Here is a 25,493-nt window from a genome sequence, read left to right as displayed (position 1 = left end):
ACGACCCTGAAATGGGCTGCGCATCATCAGACCCGACGCAACAACCCGTCAACTGACGGCCTTCCAAGCCCTTCAGGCTGCGCCAACTGCTCCATAGTCGAGAAAACAGTCAAAAATCGAGGTGCCCTACATGAAGAACTCGATGATCCTGTATCGTCGTGACATGAACGTGTCCTACATCATTGCCGCCCTGACCGGCATGGTGTTCCTGATCGTCGGCGCCGTCGTTCTGAACCCGATCGGCCTCGTGCCCTCGGGCCGCGAAATGGGCGTGACCATCGCACGGATCTACACCGACACGTTCGGCGCATGGATCTTCCCGGTCATCATCGCGGGTGGCGTCGCGGCGCTGTTCTCGACCGTCTTCACCTACTTCGACGGTCAGGCCAAGGTGTTCGAAGAATGCTGCGTCCGCCTGAAGACAAGCTGGGATGAACCGAAGACCCGCAAGTTCATCCACCGCGGGTTCCAGGTTCTCTGGGTCATCGGTGGTGCGGCGGTGATGTTCGGCATGCCTAAGCCCATCGTGGTGGTGCAGGTCGCCTCGGTGCTGGCGCTGGTCTTCTCCCCGATCATCTACTGGTTGACGATCAAGGCGATCAAGGACGGGTTCAAGACCGAAGAGGAACGCGAGCACATGCCAAGCCCGTTCATGATGGGCCTGGCCTGGACCGGGACCGTCGGGCTTGCGCTGATCTCGGTCTACGTTCTGGCCATGATGTTCGTGTTTACCTGAACGCGGCCAAGGACTGACAAGATGAACCGCGCCGCGAGAAATCGTGGCGCGGTTTTGCGTTTCCGGCAGCTGGAAATCCGCGCAGGGCAGGAAACGGTATTTCGCATTCTACCGAACGCGATCATCGCGTCATGTATCGCCATGGTGCAGAATGCAGGTTCGTCCAAGTGATGCCGTCTTCGTAGCCCCTTGTCGTCTAGACAAGGATATCGTCAGAAACTTCGCTGACCGTTGTATCTAGGACTGTCAGGCTATCTCGGCCATTGAAGGTAAAAACGACATCGTCCCCCACCTGTTCAGCCTTGGAAAGCACCGTGTCCAGGGTGCCAAGGTTTTTCAGCCAGATCTCGTCGCGGTCATTCTTGAAGTCAGTGATGGTGTCGCTCCGGCCCTTCATTGCAAAAACGAACAGATCGCGACCGGAATTGCCAGTCAGCATGTCGTTGCCCACGCCGCCATTCAAGGTATCGGAGTCTCTGCCGCCAACCAGTTCGTCCTTGCCCCAGCCCCCATAAAGCTTGTCGCTGCCATTTCTTCCTAATAACTTGTCACTGCCCTTTTGGCCCCTGAGAAGATCGCCCCCTGGACCGCCGGCCAACAGATCAGCTCCTCCTCTGCCGTTGATCACGTCGCCTGCGCCGAAGCCCTGGATGACGTCTGCGCGTTCTGTGCCAACAAGCACATCGGAATGGGCAGTGCCGAGCATGCGATCGACGACCCTCTCTATCGCGATCTCCAGCCGAACGGTGTCACTGGGGTTCGGATCCAGGCTGCTATCGGTTACCTGGATGACGACCTCAAGTTTTTGCGTTTCCTTGAAATCCAGGTCCACGTTGCGACGCAGGTAGAGATCGCCATTCCAGAGAGCAAACATTTCCTTGTCTTCACCGCGAATACTAAGGACGTTATCTCCCAATTCGTCGTCCAGCACTTCAATATCAGCAATCGAAGTCCGGACAGACGTATCCAGATCCTCTGGCAGAGACTCTACCACTTTCGTCAATTCGAGTGTCGGTGGCAGATTGGTAGGGGCCGGCGGGTTGATAGGAGGTGGTGGAACGCTGTTGACGGTAAAAGCCTCAACTGACTCGGCAATTACTGCGTCAAGATCTTCTCTGGAGTCGCCATCACTTATGTAAACCGAATCCAGATCCTCGCGAACTTTGAAGGTTGGTGAAGGATTCCCTTCCGTGATCCAAAGGACGACATATCCGTTGTAATAAACGCGAATTTCGGGTCCCAGATCCGGTCGACTAATCCGCACGGTGTCATCATCGTCTGCAATGACCAGGTACCCGTTGTACGAATAAGGCTCCCATACGGAATCATCGAACGTGCTGAATTGCGCCAACCTTGACAACATCTTACCCCAGATTTGAAACCACTCGCTCTCTCGAGCAGGTTAACGAAATATTAACCTAAGAGGTCTTTCTCCGCCAGCCATTCTTCAGCTGTGCCAGCGGAGCCTCTGTTTTACGGAGGTCAGGCATTGTTGAACGCCATGTCCGGGAGAGCGCGACGCGTATCAGCGTTCGCCCGCCAACGCGCTCTGGCTGATCAAGCTTCGGGCTTCGGTCGCGCTCTCCCGGCCCGACTATTGGAATGGGCGAAAGCAGCCCAAGGGAAAGAACGAATGTGTGGATGACGGACGAGGATGCCTTGAAGCAACCGGGTGTAGCGGGACACGGATTTTTTCAGTGTGCGACACGGAAAGTTGCAGCAGCGCGTTTTCGCGCGAAGAGCCGTAGCAACGTTTAAGGCGTCGACGACACTCTTTTGGTGACACTCCGTTCAACGCCTAGTGTTGCATCCCTCCGACATTGCTTCAACGAGACTTAAAACGAGCGGGCTCTGCGGGCATTTGAAATTCTCTTGAACGAAGCATGAGGTCCTAGTTGGCTTGCTTTCGATGTTGGGCTTTACAGTGGCCGGAGAACAGGCAGTACTGTCAGCTGCCGGCTTCCAGCTCGGCTTCGACTTGCGCTATGTAGGCTGCAGCCACGTCGGGCCGGGGTCCGCGTGCGGGGGTAAGCTCTGATGTGACACCCTCTTCCGTTTGGCGAATTTTGCCGACTGATACCTGATCAACGTAAACCTTGATAAGGTTCGACTGCGGATCATCACGCACAAGCCGGAAATCCGGGTCCAGGGCGTTCGGCTGCACATGGTGATAGCTCGTGATGACTTTCACCTGGACGCCGCTGTGAACCTCGTAGTGCCAATCGCAGGCGTATTCCGCCCACGCCTGATCATCGAATTGCAAGAGTTTCTGCATGATGGTCACCGTATCCTGTAAAGAGTTGCTTGGCCTGTTTGTGTGATACCGCTGGTGTTCGTGTAGCTGATCCCGGTGCCGGACTTGCTGAACGTTCCAGGGTTCCCGCCGACAAGAGAGATTTGTACGAAGTCGATCCCGGAGCCGTTTCCATCAGTCCCGATAGTAGCTCGATCCACGATGCTGCCATCGTCAGATTTGACCCACAGCTCGAACAGGGCATTCCCGATCCCGGGAAGGTCCTTAAGCAGAGCTATTGGGACAACAAGAACTGCGGCACCGTCAGTGAGAGATCCGTCAAAAACCACCTCGGGAAGGAACGCTGTGAGCCCATTGTTGCTCTCGATGAAGGGTGTATTCGCCGTAGCGGCGAGATCGTCCAGGCCGAATAGAGGTGCTCTCACACCGTTCCGGAACCGGGTGGTCATTTCCAGACCCGTGCGGTTCGACTGCTGCCGGTCAACCTGCCGGTCATCGGTCTCCGAACCCTGAGCGGCCCTGTGAACTTCACCGTTGTTGGCGTTGCCGTAGTACTGGACCGCGGTACAGCCCCACACGTGGAACGTCGCAGCCTGAGTGTCCTCCGGGTCTTCGAGAGATGGAATGAACTGGCTGAGGTCGTCCCCAACGATCACCTCGGTTTCGCTGATGGTGTCCGTGATGTGCGTCCTGAGCAACGTCCCGTCCGGCAGGACAAGTTCGATCTGGGAACCGAACCCCCAATGCGACACGGCATCGAATTCGTCGCCCGGGCTGGTGATCGTGATCGTCGTGAACAGCCCCGCCGCCGTGTGGGAGATTTCGCAATCGCCCTCGACAGCCGTTCGGCCTTGCTCCCCCGTCACGTAACTGATGACCGAGCCACCGAGTGTATACACTGCGCACATCGTGGCGATGTTGCCGCCGTTGCTGTGGCCTGCGTGGTGGCTTTCATAGCCGGCCGGCATGAACGAGTACGGGCACCCGCTGTACTTGTTACCGCCGCAGAAAGCCGAACGAAAATCGACACGCGCAAACGAAGAGGTGCCACCAAGCGCATCGCCCGCATCATGCGCTTCACCGTTGGGATCGACGCAGTCCTGCGGGTACACATGGTCACTTGCCACGCGCATCCGGTAAGTGCCTGCCCCGCCGTTCGTTCGAATATTGAAGGCGGCAATCCTCTCTGACCAAGCTTCGCAATTTCTGAATTCGCAGCCGAAAATCAATCCGTTGTCCGCGGATGCAAACTGGTTGACGTTCACGTTTTCGGCCACACAGGACCCGAAGTCGTCGAATAAGATCCCGGAGATGAAGTCTTCGACCTCGGACATGACAAGGTGCATGTTCGAGACCTTCACCCGCGCGCTGTTCGGGGTGTTTCCAAAGTGCCAGAAACGGAAGGCCGCACCGTACTCGCCAATACCGCCACCATGGCCGAGCTGCCGTCCGGTCGCGCCGGGCATGTCAATGCGGCCAGAGCCGGTGCCTTGGATATCGAAGTAGCAACCCTTGAAGTCGATATCCACCGGACGGAGAATGTTGCCAAACCAGGTGAATGCCACGGCAGCCTGGCCCCACGGATCGTTCGTCAGAGCTTGGTCAAACAGTATGTCGTAGGCACGGGAAGCGCCCACCAGACTGCCCCCGTGCTCACGCAGGAAAGCGGCGGCACGAATGAATGCCTCGGTGTCGTGGGTGCTCGCATCGCCGTAGGACCGGAAGTCATCAACGACCAAGGCTTCCGGGTTCGGCGCGCGGAACCGATTGACGGAAGCTGCGGTCAGGGGCCGCACGTTCAGAACCGAACCGAGAAGGTGCGCCGCAGCGTCGGTATCGTCGGTGTCTTTCACCGTGAAAGGCCGCTGGCGCACCGAGAGAGGCGTGTCGACTGGTAGTGCCCGTGTATCCCCGAGGAACTCGTCCACATCCCGCAAAGGCTGGTTCGTGCCCAGAACCATCTGGATTGCGAGGGTGTCGTGGTCCAGCACCGTGCCCCCGTTCTCTGTGTGGGTCGCGGCAGGAACCACGTCCCACAGCCGGCCCTCGGTCTCGAAGGACATGTCCTTCTCAAGGCTCAGCGCCGCCGACGCCACCGCCATGGAGGGCATCTTGGCGACGTTGCGGGAGGTGATACGCTTCCAACGGTTGCCCACGCTGTCCACTAGGACATCGTAGCCGTCCGCGGCCGATACTGCGTCGTCCTCGTCCAACCACCACTCACCGCCCAGGCCGTCACCGCGCGAGTTTCCACCTTGGACCGTGATGACGCCAGTGCCCTCGGCCGGTGTCCACGATGCCACGTCGCCCCGGGCTTCCAGCGTCTCGCGGTTCACCAGTGCCGCGGCCGTTTCCGCCTCATCGCGCGCGTCGTTGAGGTCGTTCAGCAGGTCCGTCAGATCGGTCGGGTTGACGAGGTGCGTGTCGCTGACGTCCCGGACACTCAGAACGGCGATGGCCGTTGTACCGTCCTCGCCATAGGTCTTAACATAGGGGCAAACGTAGACGGTCCCGGCAGGTGGCGCCGTCACGCCGGACACGTCCATCGCCGAGATCCGCACGGACATTTCGACCATACCGTTCGAGTTGAGCAGGGAGGACTCGGTGTTGATCACCTGATCGCTGATCAGGTCCTTGTTCTTGTTCAGCCATGCCACCCGGAGCTGTACCGCGTGATTGTTGGGGTCCCCGGGGTTCGACACGCGAAGGATCCTGGCCGTCAGTTCCAGGATATCTTCGCTCACTGCAATGGGGCTGCGAAGAGCCACGACATCCGCACCGTCAGCGACAAAACACCTGCCCAGACCGTCCACCACCTGGACTTTGGCCGCGTCCAGCGCCTCCTTGGCGAGCCCTCCTCCCAAGACGCTGTGCGCGTAGGCGTTGGGGTTATCGCCCGGGCGCCATTCCATGTTGAAGGTCTCGACGTCGATGCGGGCGCCCAATGCCGCTTCTGCCGCCGCCGCCCGGGACGTTTCCGCAAGAAGGGCGGCGTGTGCAGCCTTCGTGGATACGACGGCCGAAAGGGCCGCGATCTTCTCAGCCTCATCGTGGATGCGGCCACCCAGCGTCTCTTCCGCAGTAACCGCCCGCAGATACTCATTCTGCAGATCAGCCAGATCGGCCTTGCCGGCAAGATCAGGCGTGTTCTTCAGATCTTCGTAGTCACCCGATGTCGCGACATCGGACAGGTCGGCGCTGTTTGCCTTCAGGTTGAGCGCCGCCTGTTGAGCCGTGCTGACGGGCTTGTCGGCGTCAGACGTATTGTCGACGTCAGCGAGACCCAGTTGCGTTGCCGTGATACCATGGGGATTTTCATCGTTGACGATATGATCCGCCAGGTCGGACGCCACCGCGGCGCTCCCGCCGTCCCCGATATGCTGCCAGCGGCCCCATGCTTCGACCCAGGCATATCGACCGGCGTTCGGCACCGTCGCACCATCGTAACCGGTCGCCGTGGCGTCCGAATGCGTCCCGGCATCGTCCAACAGCACCTCGCCACCTTTTCCGTCTTCCGTGGGCGTGAGTGTCAGAAGATCGGTCCAGGTCGCCTTGTTCAGAAGGCCTCCGGTGATTTTGCCTTCGACTTCATCGAACCGCGCCGCGACCGGTCCGCTACCCGCCAGAGCCATGCCGAGATCCGACATCGGAATACGCCCAAGCGACCCGTCGCGATGGCCGAGAAGATCGTCGGCCGATGCGATCTTTTCAACTGTTGTGCTCGTTATCCCTGTCGGCATTTGGCGCTCCTAGATAGTCACAGAGTACGAACCGCTTGCCGGACCGGGCACACCGTCCAGGTTTTGCGGTTCGATCCAGATGAAATGCGTGCCCTGGTCGAGGCAGGCACCGGTTTCGAGGTAGACCGACACGTCGTCGATCGAACCATCGAAGTCGCTGCTCGCCAGGAACTCGAATGTGTCGTTGCCGGTGACCGCCTGGATCTTGTCCGCGTGGTCGCCGTCAGCGGAAACCGCCACGCCCGGCCGATCCGACCCCCCGGTCAGGCGCGGCGTCACGGACCCGGCGGTCCTGCCGCTGACCGTGAAGGCGATGCGATAGAACTTGCCTGCGCTGGCCGAGAGCGGTTGCCCGATCGTGTCGCCCGTACCCGGGGTATGGGTGGCGATACCGCCAGAGATGGCCCAGCCCGCGTCGAGGTCCCAGTCGCCCGCATCGCCCATGTTCCCGCCCACGGTCAGCTCTTGCCGCGTCGTGTCGCCCAGGGCGACGGAGTAGCTTTGCTGAGGCATGACCGGGACCGCGGCTCCGGCAGCGTCGGTCTCGCGATCGAGCGTCCCGGTCTGGTTGATGTAAACCTGCAAAGCGGCCGTGGCGGCATCGGCCCCTATCGCGACCTGAATGAGCGCGCCGCCGAGGAGCGCCGTGATCCCGATGGCATCTTCGTCGAGAGCCGCCGGAATGTCAGCATCGCCGGCACCGACGGTCAGGCTGACGGTTGCGCCCCAGGGACCTTCGATACCGGTGGCCGAGACGGCCCTTGCCCGCATTTCGATGATGTCGTCGCGGACGTAGCCTTCGATCGAGCTTCCCCCGTTGGCGGCAGGAATGCTGGTCTGGGTCCAGCTCGGGGCTCCTGTCAGACGGTGATCAACATCGAAGGAGGCCGCGCCGATAGCTCCGCTGCCCGGTTCGATCAGGTAGTCGACCAGGTCCTCCGTCCCGGTACCGGAAACGCCCGAACGGATCGATACGAAGCGCGGCGCCGAGGGCTGCAGCAGGTTCTCGTCGATCTCCTCCCCGACGCGGCCGGACCAGGCCGGCACAGTATCGGCCGCGAGCAGTTCGTCGATGATCGGAGCCTCATCCACCAGGTGCAGGATGGAGTGGCCGTCCTCGGTCGCCTCGACCCGCGTCACGATGGCCTCCAGGCTTTCTGAGGCGGCCTTGCCGAACAGGATCAGGTCCCCGGCCATGGGCATGTCGCCGCTGCCGGTCAGGGTCAGGAGACGGGCCTCGCCTTCGATGGTCGCAACGGTCCGCACAACGGAGGCGCCGATCGTGTCGGGATCTTCACCCTCGGTGGTTTCAGCAAATACCCGGAAGCGGATCCCGTAGGCCTCGCCCGCTTCCATCGTGATCAACTCGTCGAGCTCGATCAGGCTGCCCATCACGGATTTCACGCGGGCGGCGCGCTGAACCTTGTCCAGGACATCGTGGCTCAAGACCACTTTGTCGCCGCGGGTTGCCACGCGGACCGGACCTGCCTGCGTTACCTGATAAGTGTCGGGCCGGTGGATCGCCTCGTACATGCGGCGGCGGGCTTCGATCCAGATCTCGGCCGGGTCGGTCTTGCCCGGCAGCTCCAGCGCTTCTGTCAGCGTGATCTCGCCCTCGTAGTCCGGCCATCGCACCACCCGTTCCGCTTCCTTGAAGTCGTTCGTGGCGTCCAGGAAGCGGACACGGAAGGCATGAGGCGGCTCGAAATAGGCCCTTTGGCACTTGAAGTCCCATGAATTGCGCGGGCTGACATGGTCGACGACCAGCTCGTGCGCCCTGTCGATCGTGACACCCCATTTCACGCCATCGTGGCGGGGCGTGGCCCGACCGGCTGCGGCGATCTCGATCAGGACATCCCGAAGCGTCGTGGAAACTTCGATCAAGGCCCGGTCGTATTTCAGATCATTGAGGCGGCAGAAGTCGTGCCAGTCCTCGATCTGGTCCATGTCCAGACCTGCGTCAGAGACCGCTTTCGGATTGCCCTCGGTTTGCAGAACGAACCGAAACAGCGCGGCCGGGTTGGAGGTGACGCGTTCGACCCAGGTGCCGGTGCCATGATCGTAATCTAGACAGATCCGTCCAGCGAGCGCGGTCAGGTTGTCGAGCGCACCGGAGAGCTGATGCGTCGCCCGGATCCGGGTCGCGATCAGGGAGAGCGGGCGGCCGTAGTTCAACGGGTATTCCGGACGCAGGGTCTGCAGCGCGGCCCAGCTGCAGCGGCGCTGTCGATTGCTGTCGGTGTTCTCGTCCGTCAGCATGGTCAGGCGGACCTGCCAGCGACCGCGGCTGGGGAAGGTCCAGCTGTGCTGGCGGTAGAAACTCTCCAGCTTGGCAGCCCGGATCGTGAGTGTCTCGACCTCGGTCCAACTGCCGGCCTCTGCCAGGCGGTGCTCGACCAAGATCGAGACCTCCTCGGTCTGCGCCACCCCGTCACCGTCGAAGCGGACCAGGCCCGAGGGAAAGGCCAGCAAAACCGAAGCGCCGTCTGCATCCGCTCCGGTCGTGCGCACGACCGGTGTCGCGACTGAAGGGTCCTCGGCGATGACTTCACCCAGGTCGTTCCGGGCCAGCGGACGCACCAGCTCGATCGAGACCCTCTCTTCGGCCACCTGGCGCGGATAGAGGCTGACCGGAAGATCGGTGTCCAACCCGTCGCGGGTCTCCAGATCGACGTCGCTGAACTCGCTGAGCGAGGTCTCCCCGATCCGGAGATCAGAGAGCGAGAGCTGGCCTTCGCCAAGGTTGAAGGCCGAGCGCAGGTACTGCCAGTCGCCCACGATCTCGGAATAGCTGAGGGCCGCAAAGGGCGGTGCGAAGCGGATCTGCCCGAGGATCACAGGCACCGCGCCGTTCGGATCGGCGCGGTTGCGGATCGACGAGATGGAATAGCGGTTCTCGGCCTGTCGGCTTTCCGGGGTGGTGGGAACGACCGGCGGGATGAGGGCATTGATAAGCAACTGACCGACGACGGTCACGCCGAGGGAAATGCCGGCAGAGGCCAGGGCAAATCCGGTGGTCCCAGCCTGGAAACCGAGTGCAAGAGCATAGTACTGCCCTGCCGCCACGGCCGCGATCGCCACGACGATGGTCAGGACGGACCGCAGGTTGTTGCCACCCGGCACGAAGCGGATCACCACCCGAACGCCCGGTTGCGGTCGGACACGGTGCCAGTACGCCTCCGCGACAACCTCGGATCCACGTTCGGTCACCAGGGCGATCCGGCAACGGCCGCGCTCCTCCTCGGAGAGGCCAGGCACGGTGACGTCGAGGATCTCGGCCAGCGTCTGGCCTGCGGGCAAGTCGAGGACGATCCGATCCCGGTCCGGGTCGAACTGCGACGCGGCCAGGACATGGGTCAGGGGGCCGGTCATCGCCGCGCCTCCGTGACAATTTGAACGGGGCGTTCAACGTGCCGGTAATGCCCCTTGAAACGGGGCTTCCAACTGCCGCTCGAATAATCGGCAAGCTTGGCGCAATCGTCGCCTTCCATGTGGATCATCAGCCCATGGCGCACGACGATGCCGACATGCGAGGCGAAGCGGCCGCGCCGGAACACCGCGATGTCGAAGGCAATGGCCGGGCCGTCCACGGGGAGCCAGAGCGGCGAGGTTTCCGCGCCCGCGATGAGGGCCGCGATTTCTCCGCGTTCCTCGGCCGAGCTGTAGCCAAGGTAATCCGGCAGCCCGATCCCCAGCTCCTCCTGGTAGATGATGCAGGCAAGGCCCCAGCAATCGGCGCCGTCGCGACCGCGGCCGAGATCGGCCCAGGGAAGTCCGACATAGGCGTTGCTCCAGCTCATAGGTGCAGCCCCGGGAAGCGGTCACGCGTCATGCGGCCGGATGGGAAAGGTTCGGCCTCGATCTCGTCGCGGCTGATCGAGAGGGTGATCGAACCCGCATCGATGTCGGCGGCCAGGATCTGGAGGTCCAGGAACTCCGCCTCGATCACGTCCGGGCTGTCCGCCAGCACGACGGCCATGCAGATCGAGGGCGGGGAGATCACGCTGCGGCAGATCTCCACCATGTCGCTGTCGAGGTTCTCCAGGACGATCGAAGCGGAGGCAGGGGCATCGTCGAGGTCCGACGGCAACAGGGCCGAGGCGATGGTCCAAAGCCAGGGCTCGGTCACCGGGTTTGCGCCGCGCCAGGTTGACCGGGTGCAGTAGATCAGCGGGTCGGTCGAGAACCGTTCCCCGGGGTCGGTGGAGAGGCGGATCACCTCTTCCAGGTCCGGATGGGTGATCTCGAAAAGAGCGACGTAGATCTCCTCGGTCGAGACCGCGTCCTGCGCCTGGCGCGCGTTGAGGCTCACACGTCTCATGGCATCACCACGAGGCTGAAGGTCTTGCGGAACTCGCCCCCCTTGAGTGTCTCGACCGGCACCTTGTCCCCCCAGGCGCAGAGCCAGACTTTTGCCGCGAGGATCGGCGTACCTTCCGCAGTGAGGAGGGGCACGCCCTCGGTCGTGTAGAGCGGCCAGCCATGGGTCGTGGGGTCCGCCATCCGGAACAGGCGACTGCCCCAGGCGCAGTCGTCTCGATAAAAAAGATCGAAGACGGCCTTCTGGCCGCGGTCGAGCAGCATCGAGAGGGTCACCAGGGTCGCGACGCTGGAAAAGCGGCGCTCGAAGCCCGGAGGACCGGCGTCACCCTGGCGCCGGCGGCGGCCGTCCTGCAGTTCAAGCGACCAGCTGTTGCGCTCGGGACGCGGCAAGGTATCGGGCCAGTCGAGGATCATCCGCGGTTCCTCCCAGCCGGTCGCAGGGCGAACTCCTGCGACATCGCCTTGCGCAGCGGATTGCCCCGCTGCGATACGGCCGAAGCCACCTGGCGGCCGACAGTCATGGTCAGCTGCGGACGACCCAGGCTGTCGGTGCCCTGTTCGGTTTCCACGCCCCGGCCGGAATAGTCGTTGACCACGAGGGAAAGCCCGAGCGTGCCGGTCTGGTCGGCGCTGGCGGTCTGGCTCAGGGCGCCACCCCGGGCGAAGGCCGGCAGCCCGCCAGCGTTCATGGCTTCAAGGATGTGCCGATAGCGTTGCGTGGCCTGGGCGTTCATCATGAATTCGCCCGAGGAACCCCACATCAGCACGTCGTCTGACGTACCGCTGCCGGGGCCGTGAATGTAGCCGCCGGTCGCCGCTGCCGGCAGCGCCCCGGCAATGGCCGTGCCTGCGCTCTCGGTAAGGCTTCCCGTGATCCCCGAGACAGCCATGCCCAGCAGGCCGCCACCTGTCGACGTCCCCAGGGCGCCCGCAAAGGCCCCTTCGCCCATGAGGGCTGCCTGCAGAACCGCCGATGCGATCATGTCGGCGACGTTCTCGAAGACATCGCCCAGCTCCTTGCCGCGCAGGATCAACCCGTCGATCGCGCTGTAGGCCGCGCTTGCGTAGATATCCTGTTGCTCGGTCAGGGAGGCGAGACGGGTCTCTTCCTGCTGGCGCTGCCGGATCAGCCCCTCCACGGCCGCGCGTTCGCTGTCCGTTGCCGCCGCAAGGGTCTCGCGGTTGCGGATCATCTCCTTCTGGACGGGGTCGGTCTCCTGCAGAAGGTCGATCTGCAGCTGCTGCTGGGCGATCAGATCCGCGATGGCGTCGCGCTCCTGGCGCGCCGCCTTGGCCGAACCCGAGCCCCGTGCGCTCTTCAACGCCTCGGAGCGCTGCGCGTCGAGCTGGGCCTTCTTGGCCATGACATTGCCATAGGCAATGGCTTCGGCATCCAGTGCCGCAATCTCCGGGGCATCGGCATCCTGGCGGCGGACACCCTGCGCTTGCTGCATGCGCAGGACGCCCAGCTGACGGGCCTCTTCCACCGGGTTCCCGGCCGTGTCGAGGCGGATGCGCGCCTCCTGAAGATCCACGGCGCCCTGCGCTGCCAGGGAGACAGAGGCGTCATAGGCACGTCGCAGTTCATCCGCGAGCCGCGTCGCTTCGGATCTGGCGGCAGCAATGCTGCTGGCCATATTCGTGTTGGCGATGCCGGCGGCGTTGGTTTCGCCCTCGTTCAGGCGCGCGGCCATCTCCCGGGCGACGTCCTCGGCATTGGTCAGCCCGTCCAGCACCTCCTGGTCGATGGTCGCGCCGCTGGCCTCCAGCGCCGATTGCATCCGCGCCAGCTGGTCGGCCACCCCGGTGATGTCGCCCGCCTCGATCGCACCGCGCAAGGCATTGCGGATCTGGGCGATCTCGGCGGCGAACTCCGGCGGGATCGAGAGGTCGGAAGCAAGGTCGCCGATCGCGGCGAAGTCGCCTTTCAAGGCGGCGATGTATTCGCGCTGCTCTGCGACCTTCTGTTCCAAGTCCCGAGTAGACCGATTGGAAAGCCGCGCCATCGCGATCTCGGTCTCGATCCCGCGTATCAGCCTTTCCGCCTCGGCGATCTGCTCTGCATTCGCCTGGCTGCCTGCACCGGCAAGCGCTGCGCCGACGGCGCCGGCGATCTTCTCGATTTCGGCCTCGAAGGCCGGGCCGGTGGCTTCGTCCAGCACGACCTCGACCTTGGCCACGGCCGCGCGCTTCTCGATATCGTAAAGCCGGGTCGCCAGGCCCAGCACCTCGTCCGAAATCTCGCCATACTTCGCGCGCAGGTCCTCCAGCCCGCCAAGGCTGGCCAGTTGCGCGGCGGAACCGGCCCGGCTGATCGCGGCGGCCGCCTCGTCCACCTTCTCGGCGAAGGTCAGCGTCTTTTCCTCGGCGTCCTCCGAATGGAACGCCCATTGCGCCAGGGCAGCCCCGCCGGCGATCACGCCAAGGGTCACGATGTTGACCGGGCTCAGAAGCGACAGGAACGCCGTGCCAAGTGCCCTCACGGCACCGGCCGCGCCCATCGGGCCGATGACCTGGGTGATCTGGGTGCCCTGCTGCAGGGCCAGTTGCAACGGGTTCTGCCCCGCGGCCATCATGACGGCCAGGTCGTTGAAGTTCGCGGTCAGGTTGGCAACGCTGCCGGCGGCCAGCGGCGTGCTCTGGCCGATCCCGATCATCCTCGCGTTGACCCGGTCGGACTGCGCCTGCAGCGCCGACATCTGGGCGACGGCCCGGGCTTCGGATTTTGTGAGGACCTCGACCTGGGCCGAAGCCTTGGCAAGCTCGCTGTTCAGCGCGGCAATTTCCGCGTCGGTGGCGGCACCCTTCTTGCCGAGGTTGCGAACGGACAGCCCGGCCTTCTCCGCGCTGGTTCCAAGCTCACGGAGCGCGGCCTCGGCCGCCTTGCCGTCCGCCTGGATCAGGATGGAGAGTGCCGCCGTCATGCCTTGTCCTCGTTCAGAACCTCAAGGGCGCCCCGCTCGATCATCCGGATATCGGACCAGACCGAGGGGGCCGGGATCTTGTCTTCCAGTCTCAGCCCGGCCTCGGCCGCGCTGTAATCGAGCCCGATGGTGGCCACGCCACCGAAGCCGCCGACGACCCGCCACTGGGTGGAAATCGTCAGGAAAAGCTCCAGCGCTTTCAGGTGATCGGCCCAGAGCTCGATGGCCACTGGCCGGGGTGCGAGCTTCGCCAGGTCGATCCCCCAGAGCGCCGCGTCTTCCTCGGCACCCCCGTCTTCGTCCCGGCCGAGCCGGCCCTCCGCCCAGGCCCGCCCGGCCGCCTTCAGTTTCCCGATTTGGCCTTGGTCAGGGCGGCCATGTAGGTGCGCAACAGCGCCAGGCGCACATAGGGCAGCCCCAGCATCTGTTCACGCAGATCGGTGGACCAGGAGACCGGCTTTCCCGCGTCATCGACCACATCTTCAAGGCCCGTCCAGACCGCGCGCAGGAAGTCCTTCAGCCCGTCTTTTGAGGCGACATCGAACTCTTCCGCCTCCCCGTCGGGCAGGACCTTGAAACGGCCCTTGAAGGTCTGTTCAACGTGGCCTTCATCCTGCGGCACCATGACGGTGACCGGATGGCTGAACTCGGGATTTGCAGTGATCTTGAACATGTCGCGCTCCGGTGATTTCGCAGATCAGGTGAGGGTGAGGGTCCATTGGTCGTTGCCCGTGATCGGCAGCGGGACCAGGCGCAGCGGCCATTCCTTGATGTTCTGGCTGTTGTTCAGCCCCTGCGGCCGCTGCATCTGGGCGGTCGGGATATTGATCGCGGCGATCGAGCCGGCCGTCGTCCCATGGACCAGGTCGATCTCGACGCCGGTCTGCCCGGCAGCCAGGGTGAACGGGTCGAAGGCGGAAAGCGGCACGGCTTCCACGACCGTCTCCACCGTCTCGGCGCGGTCCGTGATCAGCACCCCTTCGGATCCGATCAGGAACCGCGTTTCGACCGAATTGCCCAGGTTCAGGTTGAAGCTGCGCATCACGAAGTCCTCACCTTCCATCTGGAAGGTCGGCGTGTTGGCATTCGTCGCCAGCAGCGGCTTCTGGTAGGCGCTCAGATCCACCGTCGGCCGGGTCTGTTCCGTGGGCAGGGTGAAGAGGCCCGTGAACTCGAAGTTCAGGTAGACGATGCCCTGGGCATTCACTTCGACCGTGCAATTGCCACGGCTGCCCAGCATCACGTAGCGGGTGGCGCCGATCAGAAGGTAAAGCGTAACGCTCTCATGCCCGTCGCTGACCGGGTTGTAGGTAACCGAAACCCCGGCATCGACAGTCTCGGCCACGGCGCAGGCACGCAGCAGCGTCCCCCAGGCCGGCGCGGTCCCGGCCGTGCCGGACGGCGCCAGCTCGACCTTGAAGCGCAGCATGGCGTGCAGCTCGGTCGGGATCGTGCCGGTGGCGCCCAGCCAGGGCGTTTCCAGATCGCGATCGACATCAGACCCTTCCATCGGCGTCAGTTGGACGTCAGTGGCCAGAACAGCATCGGTGCCAACGGGTGTCGGATCCGTGCCATAGGTGCTCTCGATCTTCGCCAGGAGGATCTTGGATTTCCACTTGATGGGCATCGATCAGCCCTCCTTCTTCGCCGCGGAGGTTGCGGGCGCGGGTTTGGCGGCCGGCGGCTTTGCCAGCGTTTCATTGCGGGGCGGCTTGACCAGGGCAGTCAGCTTGCCCTTGTCGTCGCGCTTCCAGGAGCCGCCGCTCTGCGGGAGGGCTTTCCGGGTCTTGGCGGTCATGTCGGGATCCTCAGCTGGTCGGTGATGGAGAAATCGAGCTGGTAGATCAGCGCGCCGGCGCGCAGGCTGACCAGGTTGCCGCGCACGAGCCGGAAGCTGCCGATCTCGTCTGCGGGCTCCCATCCTGCGACGGCCTCGATGACGGCCCGGATCAGTGCCTCGGTCAGATCGAGCGATCGTCCGCCGGTCTGGTCGTGGCCGCGGATGGTCAGGATCACGCCCACGGCCTCGTCGAAAAGCTGGGTGAACATGCCCGTCGCGGCATTGGCGCGGCCTCCCGTCAGCCCGACAGGCAGCACATGGGCTGCAGGCGTGACCTGCGGCAGCGCGTTCTGCTGCATCAGGGTCGCGAAACTGGCCGCGCCTTCGACGCGCCCGCCCAGGTCTGCTACCTCTGCCTTCAGCCGCGCGATCACCAGGTCGATCATCAGATGAAGCCCTTCATGTTCGTCTCGGTGAAGGGCCGCTCGCGATCGGTCATCCGCGCGCCGGTGCCGTCGGAGGTCTCAGGCTCGATACCTGCGGCTGGTATCCGCATGGCGCCCCGCGAGATGCCTTCAAGCGAGCGCCGGGCCAGTTCGTAGTCCTTCTGGATCTTCGGGTCGGGTTCGTAGCGATGGAGCTTGTAGATCGCGACGGCGAGCGCCAGGTCGGCGATCAGCGGCGGAACCTCGGCCAGCGGCAGCATGTAGCGGGGCCGCAGGAAGCCGTCGATCTCGGCGTCGGTATCGGCCAGCGCCCGGTCCACGACATCCATGTCGATCGAGCCGGTGGCCACCGCGGCGCGGTCGGTCAGGCTGACGAGCATCTGCTCGCCGAAGCGGTCCGTGAGCTGATCGAGCGTGGCGTAGGGCATCTGTCGAACAATCCTGTCTGGAGAGGTCCTGGCGGCGATCTCCCGCCGCCAGGCAGGCCCCCGAAGGAGCTGGGCTCATGCGCTCACGGCTGGCGCCCATCCCGGCCGCTGCCCGCCGGTCTCCCGCCGGGGATCAGATCGAAGCCGGCACTTCCGTCTTCACGACGGTCAGCGCGGGCTCGTTCACGAGCCGTTCGAATTCCGTGGGGGTCAGGTCATCCACGGGGATGGTGACCTTCTGCGGTCCGAAATGGCGGCCCGCCCGGCGAAACCCGCGGGCCGGGCCGGTGATAACCAGGACGGCAACGGCCTGATCCGGCACCGGCGCGGGATTGGTGGCGGAGACCTCCTGTGCCTCCGCCATGACCGGACCCTCGCCGCCAACCGCCTGCGTGGCGGACCCTTCCGGGTTTTCCTGGGACGGCGTCTCCGGTGCGGTATTCTTCGCCCGGGCCTCGGCTTCCTTCACCCGGGCGGCCAGCGTGTCGTCGCCGGTGTTCCAGGCGAACCTGACACCCAGCTCCTCGGCGCGGGACTCCAGGGAGATCCGGGCTTCGCTTTTCTCGGTCACGGCGACCTCCTATCAGTTTGCGAAAGGGGCCGGCCGAACCGGCCCCTCGGGAAACTGATTTCTCGATCGTCAGGCGAGCCAGGGAACGACCAGCAGTTCGGCCGTGCCCTTCCACTCGTTGGTCTCGCCACCGGCGCCGTACTCCGAATTGAGGATCTTGCGGCCGGCGCTCTCCAGCGAAGGCGGCACGACCAGCAGGTTTGGCATCAGGCCCAAGGGGCGGCCATGGTCGCCCTTCATGCCCGTCAGTGCGGCACGCGCGGCTGCATAAGCGGCGGCGTTCAGGGTCTGCTTCGACCCGTAGGCCATCTGCCAGAACCCGAAACCCGCGTTGAACCGGGCGTCCGCGCCGTAGACGAATTCCTTGTTGTTGAAGACGTTGTCGTCGGTGACCTTGTCCTTGGCGACGAACTCGAAGTCCTTGCGCTTCTGCAGGATCACCGGCTTCAGCGCGCGGTTGGTGCAGAGCAGGTACCAGGGCGTGCCGGAGCCGCCGCCGGAATTGCTGACCGAGATCACCTCGCCTTCCTCGTCCAGCACAGGGTGGTCGGTGTCGAAGAAGTACTGGCCGTCGTAGCACTCGGTGGCGAAGCCTTCCTTCAGCAGCGCGTAGACTAGGGCATCCTTCTTGGAGCCGGTAGACTGGCCCATTTCCTGGAACAGCGGCCCGTAGATCCCGAGATTGTCGGTCTCGATGTCATCGCGATCGACGCCGATGGTCAGTTCCCAGGGCTTTTCCTTGATCGCGTAATCGTGCTGCTGGAGGTTCTGTACGGCACGCGCGCCGATCCATTCGCGGACGTTCGGCAGCTTGCCGAGCCATCCGTATTTCTGTTCCTTCTGCGTCGAAGTGACTTCGGTCGCGACCCTCTCCCACATGGTGGAGGCCTGGCCCAGACCGTTCTGGAAGGAAGTCTTGAAGCCGACGCGCAGGCTGTCGAGATTTGCGGCGTTTATAAGCATGTTGGGATCCTTAGGCTGCTGCGGCGGCCGCAGCGGTCGCGGCGGCATTGGTCAGGGCTTCGTCCAGGCGCACCCAGACGCCCTGGTCGTCGACCGCATCGACGATGCCGGCCGGCGAGCGCGAGGCAGTGCCGTCGGTCTTGGCGACGGTCTGGTCATCGACCGCGTAGGCCAGCTGGCCGATATCGGCGATGGTGATCTCGTCCGCGGCGGCCGAGTTGGCGAAGCGGAAGGTGCCGGGGCGGTAGCGGACGGAAAGATCGCCGGCGCTGCCCGAGCTGTTGTCGACCCGCTCTTCGGCGCGGCCGATGCCGACCATGCCGGTTGCGGTCTGGCCCTCGATCACGTTGCCCGCGGCGTTCCGCATCAGAAGCGCACCGGCATAGACAAGGGTGGCGGCGGCAATCAAGCCACTGCGGAGATCGCCCTCGGAACGGGGCGTGTTGCGATCTGCGGTCAGCGCGGTCATCAGAAGGTCTCCTTCGCGGCTGCTTCGGCCTTCAGGGTTTCAGCGTAAGCCTTGGGGTCGATCCCGATCAGCCGGGCCGCGGCGGCCTGATCGGCGCTGAGCGTGGCCTGGCCTTCCTGGGTCGCGGCCGGGGGCGTGATGGTGGTGCCGCTGCGATCGAGCTTCGGCAGGCCCGCGATCAGCTTCTCCGCGCGCTCCGGGTTCTCCATATGGAGGGTGACGTATTCCTCGCGGCTCGCTTTCACACCGGCGCGCAGGTCACGGATGGCACCGTCGACAAAGGCCTCGGCCTTGTCCCGCTTCGATGACTTGCGCCATTCCTGGACCTCGGCCTGGAGAGTAGCAAAGGCTTCGCTTTGTTCGCCGCCGGCGGACTTCAGGCCCTTTGCTGTCGCGACCAGGGTGGCCGTGGTCAGATCACCATCGAGGCCCATGGCGGCGCCGATCTCGGTCAGGGCACCGGACAGCGCATCCTCACTCTCGTCCTTGGTCTTCAGCTTGGCCTCCAGGGCCTTCGCGATCTCGTCTTCGGTGGCGGTCTCGCCAAGGCCGAGCATCTTCGCGATCTTCGCTGCAAACATGTCCGTTTTCTCCGTACTGTTGAGCGCGAGGAGCTCGCGCAGGGCGGGGTCGTTGGTCAGGGCGGCGCGCGAGATCGCGGACACCTTGCCGGTCTGTTTCTCGTAGGCGAGGACGGGCGAGATCCCCCAGTAGGCCCGGTCGGACAGCAGCGCGCGGCCGCTGTCGGTCCAGTCGACCCGGCCCCAGATGCCATCGGCACGCTCTTCCATCTCGGTGATGAAGCCGCGTGCGGGCGCCGCCAGGCCAAGCTTGGCAGCGGTATCGGTGGAATGGTTCTCGTCGATGTGGATCCGGCGCCGGCGGGAGAAGCTCTCTTCGATCACCTGCTTTGCATCGTCGTAGTGCCAGGGGCCGCGCCCATCGGAGGCCGCAACCTGTCCCTTGGGCAGGAGCTGGACCCATTCGGGCACGGCCGCGCCTTCGCCGGGCGCGGGCAGCTCCATCGCGGAGAGGGTGATAAGGGCGTTATCCATGCGGCCATATTCGCCGCTATGGGGGAGGCCGTTACACCCGCAAGGGTTTGCGGGGTTGGCGCTTTGGCCCTGCCGTCAGGTTGCCCGGTGCCGGTCAGCCGGTCAAGCGTGGATCACTCCTGGGCGCCGGTGACGTATTCTTCGAGGATCTCCAGGACACCGGTCCGGTCCTCGGCCGAGAGACCCAGGAAGGGCCGCGCCGGGATGTCGCCCCAGGGGATCGGCATGAAATAGGACCGGCCGCGCTTGTCGGTGCCGATCCGGGCGCCGAACTGTCCCGCCTCGGCGCCGAACTGCTGGACGGCCGCATAGACCAGGCTCGACCCGATCTCGACCTGGGACGGCCCGACCTGGTAGGCGATCTCGCTCGACAGACGGCCGGAGGGACCGTGCAGCGGCCGGAAGTCCACCTTGTCCTTCCGGGCGACATAGGCGTCGATCGTGGCCTGGCTCTTCGGCGCCCAGGGCGTTCCCTCCGGGCTCACGCCCTCACGGAACCGCTCTTTCGTGGTCTCGGTCAGATACTCGCCGATATCCTGCATCGCCGGGGTCAGATCCGTGAGCGCGCGGGCCACCTCGTCGAGGGCCTGCCTGACCTGAGCGTCGTTGATTTCAACGGTGATCATGACTATCTTCCCTCATGCAGGCGTGACACGGTGATATTCTCGCGGCCGTAGCACGATCGGTTTCGACCGGACGGAGCGCCATGCGGGGTTGCCGGGGTAACCTGGATTGCGAGGCCCCGCCGCCTGCGCCCTTCACATCATTCCCTGCGACGGAACTGGCGGATAAGCTGCGCCCGCCGCGTCGCATCGCCGGTGATCCGGCGAAAGCTCGTGACGAAGAGGCCCTTGCCGGTGCGCGTCGCCTTGACGACGAGAAGGTAACCGCTGGGCTCATCCAGAAGGTAGATCATGCTCTGCGGCGTGTCCTGGATCCGATAGGTGGCACGGGACACCGTGTCCTGAGCCAGGACGTATTCGGCGGGCGTGAGCTCCGGATGTTGGCGAAGCTGCTTCAAGGCCGTCTCGGCCGAGAGATCCGCGACCTCGCGTCGAGCTCCGATCCGGGCGGCGTCTTCGCCCGAGATCCGGACCAGGGGCCAAGCCCCTTTCGGCGCCTCCATCCACTTGGCGAACGGCCCTTCCTGCAGCCAGCTCCGGATCAGGTCGATCGAGGGCTGCGGCGGCAGGTCGTTGAGCTTCGGGCGCAGCGCCGTGACCGTGTCGCTGACAGTGTTTCCCGGCGCATAGGCCCAGCCCCGGTCGATCCCGCGCGGTGCCCCGGTTTTCGGGTCGAGCTTCTGCCAGCCCTCGGGCAGGACCTTGTCGGGGTCGCCGCCCATGCGCCGGATCCCGGCCCTGGTCCGGGCGCCGACGATGTAGCAGCTGCAGCCCCAGCCATTCGGTGTGGCGTGGGTCTCCCAGAAGGGATGATCCGGTGGCAAGGCGATGCGATCCCAGGCGAGATGCTCGGGCCGCGGTTCCAGCGAGCCGCCGTGCCGGTAGATCCAGTAGGCGAAATTCCCTTCGCGAAGTTGCGCCAGGCGACCGGCCGCATAGCTGGTCCTGGCATTGGTCCGGTAAATGACGCGCGTGCGCCAGGCTTCGCCAGCCTTGGTGCCTTCACCGGTCCAACCGTGCCAACCGCGGCGTTCGACGATCTTGCGGAAGTCGCGGCGGAACTCCTCCAGGCTGGTGCCCTCGGCGACGGCCTTGTCGACCGCCGCGGCCAGGTCGGAGAGCAGGTCCGCCTTCGTTGCCCCCGCGACCATGAAGGATCGGTCATGCCCGTCCTGCCAGACATCATCCCAGCTGCTGGTCGCAACCAGATTGCCCAGCCGGAGCCGGAAGGCCGCGACCTGTTCCGGGAAGGGCCTGCGGAAGATCGCGCTGATCGCGGGGTCCGGCTTAGCCATCACCGTCCTCTTCGACGGTGGCGCGGCCCCCTGCATGCGCTGCTGCCATGGCGTCGCCCAGGACATTGGCGAAGCCGCTTGCGTCCAGATCCGGGAACCCGGCCAGCAGCATTTCCCGGAACTCCTCCAGGGACCCGGCCGCCTGCAACATCACCTCGACCTGGGCGAGCATCGCTTCCATCTCCGGATCGGCCTCGCGCGCCATCCGGTCGATGATCGGGGCGATTTCATCGTGAGGCGCTGATCGGGCCGCTGAGGCGATTTCCGCCTGAAGGGCGGCAATGCCCCGCGCCGCAGCGCGCCGGCCCTTTAATGGGTATTTAACGGCGCTCTCAGCCCCATTCCCGTTCCCGTCACTGGGCTGCACGGTCCGGGGCACGAGGATCTCGTCCTTCTCGTCCGGATCCGACAGGCCGAATTTGTCCCGGACCTCGGACTGTCGCACCCGCAACCCCGCAGTGATCAGGGGCGCCAGGGCATTGGAGAATGCCGTCAGGTCTTCTTTCTCCGGCCGGGCGATGACCAGGCGAGGATAGGCCTTCTTCGGTCCATGCTCCAGATCGACCCAGGGCCGGATCAGATCCCGGTTCAGGATCGCGGCCAGGGCACGGGCATCTGCCCGCTCGATATCCTCCTGGACCTCGCGGTGCTCCTGTCCGGAGCCAAGACCACCGGTGACCGCGTCCGTGGTCGAAGTCTGGCCGAGGACCGCCTTGGAGATCTGCTTGTCCAGCCAGTCCGAGCGCTTCTCGTAGTGGTCGGTCGACGAGCCGATGCTCTTCGCCTCCACGAAGTCGATCGACATGCTGTCCGGAATGATCGCCGCGCAATCGCCGGCGATATTCGCCACCGCCCGGAAGAGCGTGTCCTTGTCTCGGTCGGACGCTCCGGCGCCGTATTTACCGAGGCGCACGGGCTGACCGTAGGTCTGGGTGAAGATCGCCCAGTCCCGCTGCGTGTAGGCCTTGAACATCCAGCCCCACGTGGCCACCCGGGCAAGGCCCGACCGCAGCGCGATCCCGCTCTTGGCACGGATCTGGGCGAAGACGAACTTGAAGGGCGAGAGCGGGACCTCCTGGCCGTTCTCGTCCAGCATCAGCGGCGTGGCCAGATCATGCCGGGCGAAACGGAACCAGCGCGGATCCCGCCATTCCAGGCGCGCCGGCTGCCACTGGCCCTCGGAGGTCTCCCAGATGATCTCGGTGAAGGAATAGCCCTTCCCGATCGTGTCCAGGATATCGAAGATCTCCTCGGTCAGCTCGTCACGCTTCAGCCAGTCGCGGACCATCTGGGCGATCTTCTGATCCTGGGCGCTGTCGCTCGCCGCTTCCACGGTCACGTCGATCTGGCTGACGGACCGACGGCGGGTGCCCAGGACGCCCAGGTAGTGCGGATCCCGCTCCTCGATCGTCTCGGCCAGCTCCAGGTATTGGACCGGATCACCTTGGTCCGCCTCGCGCAGGATCGAGGCCAGGCGCAATGGCGTGAGACCGTCGGCCGGGTAGCCGGCGATCGGCGACCGCACGCCGCCAACGGTCGGTGCTGCCACCTCCTCGGTCAGGGCGCTGCGCTTCACCGGGCGGCCCCAGCGGTCCAGGACTTGCGGTGTCTTTCCCATTAAACTGCTCCTCTGAGCCCGGCGCCCAACGGACCGGACCACCAGTCGCGGAGCTCACCTGAGCGATCAGTCTCCTCGGCCGTCTCTGTCATCGATGCGCTGGAACGCTGCCCGGCATGGCTGCCGCCGGCACCCCGGTAATCGTATTCGACCCACCGCATCCGGCTCGCGAAATGCGCCAGCGCCAGGGCGATCGCATAGTCGCCGTGTCGTTTCTTGCCCTTCTCGCCTTCACGGGTTGGTGGCACGCGGGGCGTGCCCCGGATCAGCTTGATCACCCGGAGGTCCGAGAGGTGCTCTGCGTCCGGCGCGAGCGCGATCTGGTCATCTTCGAAAGCGGCCTTCAGCGGCGGCATGTGTAGGCGGTACCAGTCCTCGGTGAACTTGATCGCCCAGACCAGTCCGCCGCCGTCCTCGCCCTCGCGCAGGCCGAATTCGCGGCCCATGTCCTCGGCCACGGTCCAGCCCATGCCCGTGGCATCGAAGGCGGCACCGACAAGACGGGCTCGGACGTGGCTCAAGATCGCGCGTACGACAGTCTTCTGCTCATCGCCCGGCACGTTGCGCATCTCGACCGACAGGCCTTCCCGGCGTTGAAGACGCTGTTCAATGGCCAGCAGCGAGGCGACCGACAGGTCCGAGACCCGGGCGAAGTCGAAGCCGAAGGCATAGAGCAGATCGAGGTCGAGATCGGCAAGCGCAGCCTCCAGCTCTTCCATGAACGGCCGGAACAGCGCCAGGCGCTCGACATCGGGCAATTGGAGATAGTTCGCCGGCAGCTCCAGGCGCAGGACCGGCGCGGTTTTCGCCGTCATCCGTGCCTCGATCAACGGGGCCGCAAGCCAGGCGCCGGAGCCCATGGACGGGATGCAGAAGAGTTCCTCGTCGGCGCCGTCGCCGTAGAAGTCGATGATCTCCTGGCGCCACCCGGCCTCGCCCTCGGGCGTCCAGTCCTTGCCCCGGACGAGGCAGATCCGCTGGTACAGCCCGTCGCGCAGCGCCTGATCGAAGTCGATGCGCAGGTGCTTGTAGGGTGAACGTTCGGCCAGGATGTCCTGGATCTGCTGGTTGAAGACGTTCTCGGTCCCGTCATGGGTCGAGCAGACCACGACCTGGCCGCCCCACATGAGGAACGCGAGCGCCGCTTTCAGCAGTTCCGCAAGGCTGTCCACGAAGGCCGCTTCGTCGATGATCACCACGCCCTGCTTGCCGCGCAGGCCGCGCGGGGCGGAACTGAGCGCGATGACCTCGAAACCCGAGGCGAAGGCGATCCGGAAGGCTTTGATCGACCGGTCGCCATTCTCGTCGCTGTCCGGGAAAAGGAATTCCTCGTGCGCCTGGGCCGCGACCGAGAAGGCCCGCGCCCACATGGCGCAGGCGTCGATGAACTCGCGCGTCATCTCCTGGCTGTAGGAGATGTACATGACGTCCATCCCGCCCGCCGCCTTCTCGCGCCCGGCGCGCAACACGGCATAGGCGGCAAGGCCCCAGGTCAGGCCGATCCGGCGGCTCTTCTCGATGAAGAGGACATGGGTCGAAACGCTGTCCAGAAGCGAGACGGTCTGGGCCTGGTAGGGCAACAGCACCTTCGGCAGTCCGACCTGGTCGATGACGTCCGGCAGCGCCTCGGTCGCCTCTCGGCGCTGGCGTTCCCACTCCTGCTGGGTGATCGGGGCCGTCATGCGGAGACCCCAATTAGCTTGCGCAAATACAGGCATTGCGGGAAGCTGTTGTTCAAATTGAGGAAGGCGGGATTGAATTGGTAGATATTGCGACGATTTCGGCAGCCTTGGGTCTTGTCGGCACCGGCATCAAAACAATTGACAGCGCCAAGGGCCTTCAGGAACGTTTGCTGGGGCGTACTGCCGATGGAGATACCGAAGAGCTCAAACTGCTCCTGACAGAAGTCATCGATGAACTTCTGAAATCCAAAATGGCTCAGTTGGAAGCCCAAAATAAGCTTTGGGAAATACTGCGAGAAGCAGAGCGAGGAGATGAATTCGCCCAGAAATTTAAACTCTACAAGGTCAGCAACTTGCCTGACGGCGGCCAGATTTTCTCCCTGAGGGAGGCAGATGCTACTGGCCACATGTTCCACAGGGTTTGTCCAAATTGCCTTCTTGAACATCAGCGGTTCATGCCGCTTCAAGGCGGTCCGAAGGACATTTATCTCCACTGCAACGCCTGCGAGGCTAACTACCAAAATCAGTCCAGCTGGAACGAAACCCCCAGTTGGGACCGATCGATGTGGGCGGATATCTGACTCGA

Annotated in this window: 25 protein-coding genes; 3 read left to right on the top strand and 22 right to left on the bottom strand. The window is 64.3% G+C overall.

The features are described from left to right. The first annotated feature begins 130 nt into the window (after positions 1-130). Both D4754_RS14450 and D4754_RS24010 read left to right on the top strand, forming a co-directional pair. On the top strand, positions 131-736 hold the full coding sequence (locus D4754_RS14450; protein ID WP_163025920.1) for a hypothetical protein: 606 nt from the start codon (positions 131-133) through the stop codon (positions 734-736). 21 nt (positions 737-757) lie between these two features. Continuing rightward, the gene (locus D4754_RS24010) at positions 758-907 is read left to right on the top strand and encodes a hypothetical protein (RefSeq protein WP_163025919.1); all 150 of its coding nucleotides are present in this window, start codon (positions 758-760) and stop codon (positions 905-907) included. Positions 908-932: 25 nt separating this feature from the next. Here the strand turns inward: D4754_RS24010 and D4754_RS14445 are convergent, their stop codons facing one another. From D4754_RS14445 to D4754_RS14345, 22 genes are all read right to left on the bottom strand, one after another. Then, positions 933-2,087, bottom strand: a complete 1,155-nt coding sequence (locus D4754_RS14445) for a M10 family metallopeptidase C-terminal domain-containing protein (RefSeq protein WP_163025918.1) — start codon at positions 2,085-2,087, stop codon at positions 933-935. Positions 2,088-2,684: 597 nt separating this feature from the next. Continuing rightward, the gene (locus tag D4754_RS14440; RefSeq protein ID WP_163025917.1) at positions 2,685-3,011 is read right to left on the bottom strand and encodes a hypothetical protein; all 327 of its coding nucleotides are present in this window, start codon (positions 3,009-3,011) and stop codon (positions 2,685-2,687) included. A gap of 5 nt (positions 3,012-3,016) precedes the next feature. Continuing rightward, complete coding sequence (locus tag D4754_RS14435; protein ID WP_121064748.1) at positions 3,017-6,730, bottom strand: hypothetical protein; 3,714 nt, start codon at positions 6,728-6,730, stop codon at positions 3,017-3,019. Positions 6,731-6,739: 9 nt separating this feature from the next. Further along, positions 6,740-10,102, bottom strand: a complete 3,363-nt coding sequence (gpJ, locus tag D4754_RS14430) for a TipJ family phage tail tip protein (protein ID WP_121064746.1) — start codon at positions 10,100-10,102, stop codon at positions 6,740-6,742. After that, positions 10,099-10,530 carry an NlpC/P60 family protein gene (locus D4754_RS14425; protein ID WP_121064744.1) on the bottom strand — a complete coding sequence of 144 codons (432 nt, stop codon included), beginning with the start codon at positions 10,528-10,530 and terminating at the stop codon, positions 10,099-10,101. The genes gpJ and D4754_RS14425 overlap by 4 nt, the downstream gene beginning before the upstream one ends. Next, on the bottom strand, positions 10,527-11,051 hold the full coding sequence (locus tag D4754_RS14420) for a hypothetical protein (protein WP_121064742.1): 525 nt from the start codon (positions 11,049-11,051) through the stop codon (positions 10,527-10,529). The genes D4754_RS14425 and D4754_RS14420 overlap by 4 nt, the downstream gene beginning before the upstream one ends. Further along, positions 11,048-11,467 (bottom strand): hypothetical protein, encoded by a 420-nt coding sequence (locus tag D4754_RS14415; RefSeq protein ID WP_121064740.1) that lies wholly within the window; start codon positions 11,465-11,467, stop codon positions 11,048-11,050. The genes D4754_RS14420 and D4754_RS14415 overlap by 4 nt, the downstream gene beginning before the upstream one ends. Continuing rightward, positions 11,464-13,977, bottom strand: a complete 2,514-nt coding sequence (locus D4754_RS14410) for a phage tail length tape measure family protein (protein ID WP_121064738.1) — start codon at positions 13,975-13,977, stop codon at positions 11,464-11,466. The genes D4754_RS14415 and D4754_RS14410 overlap by 4 nt, the downstream gene beginning before the upstream one ends. Beyond that, positions 13,974-14,207 carry a DUF1799 domain-containing protein gene (locus D4754_RS14405; protein ID WP_205589638.1) on the bottom strand — a complete coding sequence of 78 codons (234 nt, stop codon included), beginning with the start codon at positions 14,205-14,207 and terminating at the stop codon, positions 13,974-13,976. Before D4754_RS14405 ends, D4754_RS14410 begins: the two co-directional genes overlap by 4 nt. A gap of 113 nt (positions 14,208-14,320) precedes the next feature. Next, positions 14,321-14,650, bottom strand: a complete 330-nt coding sequence (locus D4754_RS14400) for a hypothetical protein (protein WP_121064734.1) — start codon at positions 14,648-14,650, stop codon at positions 14,321-14,323. 24 nt (positions 14,651-14,674) lie between these two features. Next, entirely contained in the window at positions 14,675-15,604 is a 930-nt protein-coding gene (locus D4754_RS14395; RefSeq protein WP_121064732.1) for a phage tail tube protein, read from the bottom strand. 3 nt (positions 15,605-15,607) lie between these two features. Beyond that, positions 15,608-15,775 carry a hypothetical protein gene (locus D4754_RS24005; RefSeq protein WP_163025916.1) on the bottom strand — a complete coding sequence of 56 codons (168 nt, stop codon included), beginning with the start codon at positions 15,773-15,775 and terminating at the stop codon, positions 15,608-15,610. Further along, complete coding sequence (locus D4754_RS14390; protein ID WP_121064729.1) at positions 15,772-16,203, bottom strand: phage tail terminator protein; 432 nt, start codon at positions 16,201-16,203, stop codon at positions 15,772-15,774. Before D4754_RS14390 ends, D4754_RS24005 begins: the two co-directional genes overlap by 4 nt. After that, on the bottom strand, positions 16,203-16,631 hold the full coding sequence (locus D4754_RS14385) for a gp436 family protein (protein ID WP_121064727.1): 429 nt from the start codon (positions 16,629-16,631) through the stop codon (positions 16,203-16,205). Before D4754_RS14385 ends, D4754_RS14390 begins: the two co-directional genes overlap by 1 nt. Positions 16,632-16,764: 133 nt before the next feature. Beyond that, on the bottom strand, positions 16,765-17,202 hold the full coding sequence (locus tag D4754_RS14380) for a hypothetical protein (RefSeq protein WP_121064725.1): 438 nt from the start codon (positions 17,200-17,202) through the stop codon (positions 16,765-16,767). 69 nt (positions 17,203-17,271) lie between these two features. Then, positions 17,272-18,165 (bottom strand): Mu-like prophage major head subunit gpT family protein, encoded by an 894-nt coding sequence (locus D4754_RS14375; protein WP_121064723.1) that lies wholly within the window; start codon positions 18,163-18,165, stop codon positions 17,272-17,274. Between the two features lie 10 nt (positions 18,166-18,175). Further along, positions 18,176-18,634: a hypothetical protein gene (locus D4754_RS14370; protein WP_121064721.1), complete on the bottom strand. Its 459-nt coding sequence runs from the start codon at positions 18,632-18,634 to the stop codon at positions 18,176-18,178. After that, entirely contained in the window at positions 18,634-19,689 is a 1,056-nt protein-coding gene (locus D4754_RS14365; RefSeq protein WP_121064719.1) for a phage protease, read from the bottom strand. The genes D4754_RS14370 and D4754_RS14365 overlap by 1 nt, the downstream gene beginning before the upstream one ends. 113 nt (positions 19,690-19,802) lie before the next feature. Then, on the bottom strand, positions 19,803-20,315 hold the full coding sequence (locus tag D4754_RS14360) for a phage virion morphogenesis protein (RefSeq protein WP_121064717.1): 513 nt from the start codon (positions 20,313-20,315) through the stop codon (positions 19,803-19,805). A 137-nt stretch (positions 20,316-20,452) separates the two neighbouring features. Continuing rightward, complete coding sequence (locus tag D4754_RS14355; RefSeq protein WP_121064715.1) at positions 20,453-21,607, bottom strand: phage head morphogenesis protein; 1,155 nt, start codon at positions 21,605-21,607, stop codon at positions 20,453-20,455. After that, the gene (locus D4754_RS14350) at positions 21,600-23,225 is read right to left on the bottom strand and encodes a DUF935 domain-containing protein (RefSeq protein ID WP_121064713.1); all 1,626 of its coding nucleotides are present in this window, start codon (positions 23,223-23,225) and stop codon (positions 21,600-21,602) included. Before D4754_RS14350 ends, D4754_RS14355 begins: the two co-directional genes overlap by 8 nt. Next, on the bottom strand, positions 23,225-24,907 hold the full coding sequence (locus D4754_RS14345; RefSeq protein WP_121064712.1) for a terminase large subunit domain-containing protein: 1,683 nt from the start codon (positions 24,905-24,907) through the stop codon (positions 23,225-23,227). Before D4754_RS14345 ends, D4754_RS14350 begins: the two co-directional genes overlap by 1 nt. Before the next feature lie 35 nt (positions 24,908-24,942). Between D4754_RS14345 and D4754_RS24000 the strand changes: the two genes are divergently transcribed. Continuing rightward, positions 24,943-25,488 carry a hypothetical protein gene (locus D4754_RS24000; RefSeq protein WP_163025915.1) on the top strand — a complete coding sequence of 182 codons (546 nt, stop codon included), beginning with the start codon at positions 24,943-24,945 and terminating at the stop codon, positions 25,486-25,488. Positions 25,489-25,493: the final 5 nt, after the last annotated feature.

This window comes from Chachezhania antarctica, from assembly GCF_003646465.1.
Lineage (GTDB): Bacteria > Pseudomonadota > Alphaproteobacteria > Rhodobacterales > Rhodobacteraceae > Chachezhania > Chachezhania antarctica.
Note: the sequence above shows the minus strand (reverse complement) of the source record. Positions and strands in the feature narration are given on the sequence as shown.

Coding starts and splice junctions, on each gene's coding strand:
- D4754_RS14440 (WP_163025917.1), bottom strand. CDS start 3,011: ATGCAGAAACTCTTGCAATTCGATGATCAGGCGTGGGCGGAATACGCC.
- D4754_RS14345 (WP_121064712.1), bottom strand. CDS start 24,907: ATGACGGCCCCGATCACCCAGCAGGAGTGGGAACGCCAGCGCCGAGAG.
- D4754_RS14415 (WP_121064740.1), bottom strand. CDS start 11,467: ATGATCCTCGACTGGCCCGATACCTTGCCGCGTCCCGAGCGCAACAGC.
- gpJ (WP_121064746.1), bottom strand. CDS start 10,102: ATGACCGGCCCCCTGACCCATGTCCTGGCCGCGTCGCAGTTCGACCCG.
- D4754_RS14395 (WP_121064732.1), bottom strand. CDS start 15,604: ATGCCCATCAAGTGGAAATCCAAGATCCTCCTGGCGAAGATCGAGAGC.
- D4754_RS14400 (WP_121064734.1), bottom strand. CDS start 14,650: ATGTTCAAGATCACTGCAAATCCCGAGTTCAGCCATCCGGTCACCGTC.
- D4754_RS14390 (WP_121064729.1), bottom strand. CDS start 16,203: ATGATCGACCTGGTGATCGCGCGGCTGAAGGCAGAGGTAGCAGACCTG.
- D4754_RS14375 (WP_121064723.1), bottom strand. CDS start 18,165: ATGCTTATAAACGCCGCAAATCTCGACAGCCTGCGCGTCGGCTTCAAG.
- D4754_RS24005 (WP_163025916.1), bottom strand. CDS start 15,775: ATGACCGCCAAGACCCGGAAAGCCCTCCCGCAGAGCGGCGGCTCCTGG.
- D4754_RS14350 (WP_121064713.1), bottom strand. CDS start 23,225: ATGGGAAAGACACCGCAAGTCCTGGACCGCTGGGGCCGCCCGGTGAAG.
- D4754_RS14385 (WP_121064727.1), bottom strand. CDS start 16,631: ATGCCCTACGCCACGCTCGATCAGCTCACGGACCGCTTCGGCGAGCAG.
- D4754_RS14360 (WP_121064717.1), bottom strand. CDS start 20,315: ATGATCACCGTTGAAATCAACGACGCTCAGGTCAGGCAGGCCCTCGAC.
- D4754_RS14450 (WP_163025920.1), top strand. CDS start 131: ATGAAGAACTCGATGATCCTGTATCGTCGTGACATGAACGTGTCCTAC.
- D4754_RS14370 (WP_121064721.1), bottom strand. CDS start 18,634: ATGACCGCGCTGACCGCAGATCGCAACACGCCCCGTTCCGAGGGCGAT.
- D4754_RS14420 (WP_121064742.1), bottom strand. CDS start 11,051: ATGAGACGTGTGAGCCTCAACGCGCGCCAGGCGCAGGACGCGGTCTCG.
- D4754_RS14425 (WP_121064744.1), bottom strand. CDS start 10,530: ATGAGCTGGAGCAACGCCTATGTCGGACTTCCCTGGGCCGATCTCGGC.
- D4754_RS14410 (WP_121064738.1), bottom strand. CDS start 13,977: ATGACGGCGGCACTCTCCATCCTGATCCAGGCGGACGGCAAGGCGGCC.
- D4754_RS14355 (WP_121064715.1), bottom strand. CDS start 21,607: ATGGCTAAGCCGGACCCCGCGATCAGCGCGATCTTCCGCAGGCCCTTC.
- D4754_RS24010 (WP_163025919.1), top strand. CDS start 758: ATGAACCGCGCCGCGAGAAATCGTGGCGCGGTTTTGCGTTTCCGGCAG.
- D4754_RS14435 (WP_121064748.1), bottom strand. CDS start 6,730: ATGCCGACAGGGATAACGAGCACAACAGTTGAAAAGATCGCATCGGCC.
- D4754_RS14365 (WP_121064719.1), bottom strand. CDS start 19,689: ATGGATAACGCCCTTATCACCCTCTCCGCGATGGAGCTGCCCGCGCCC.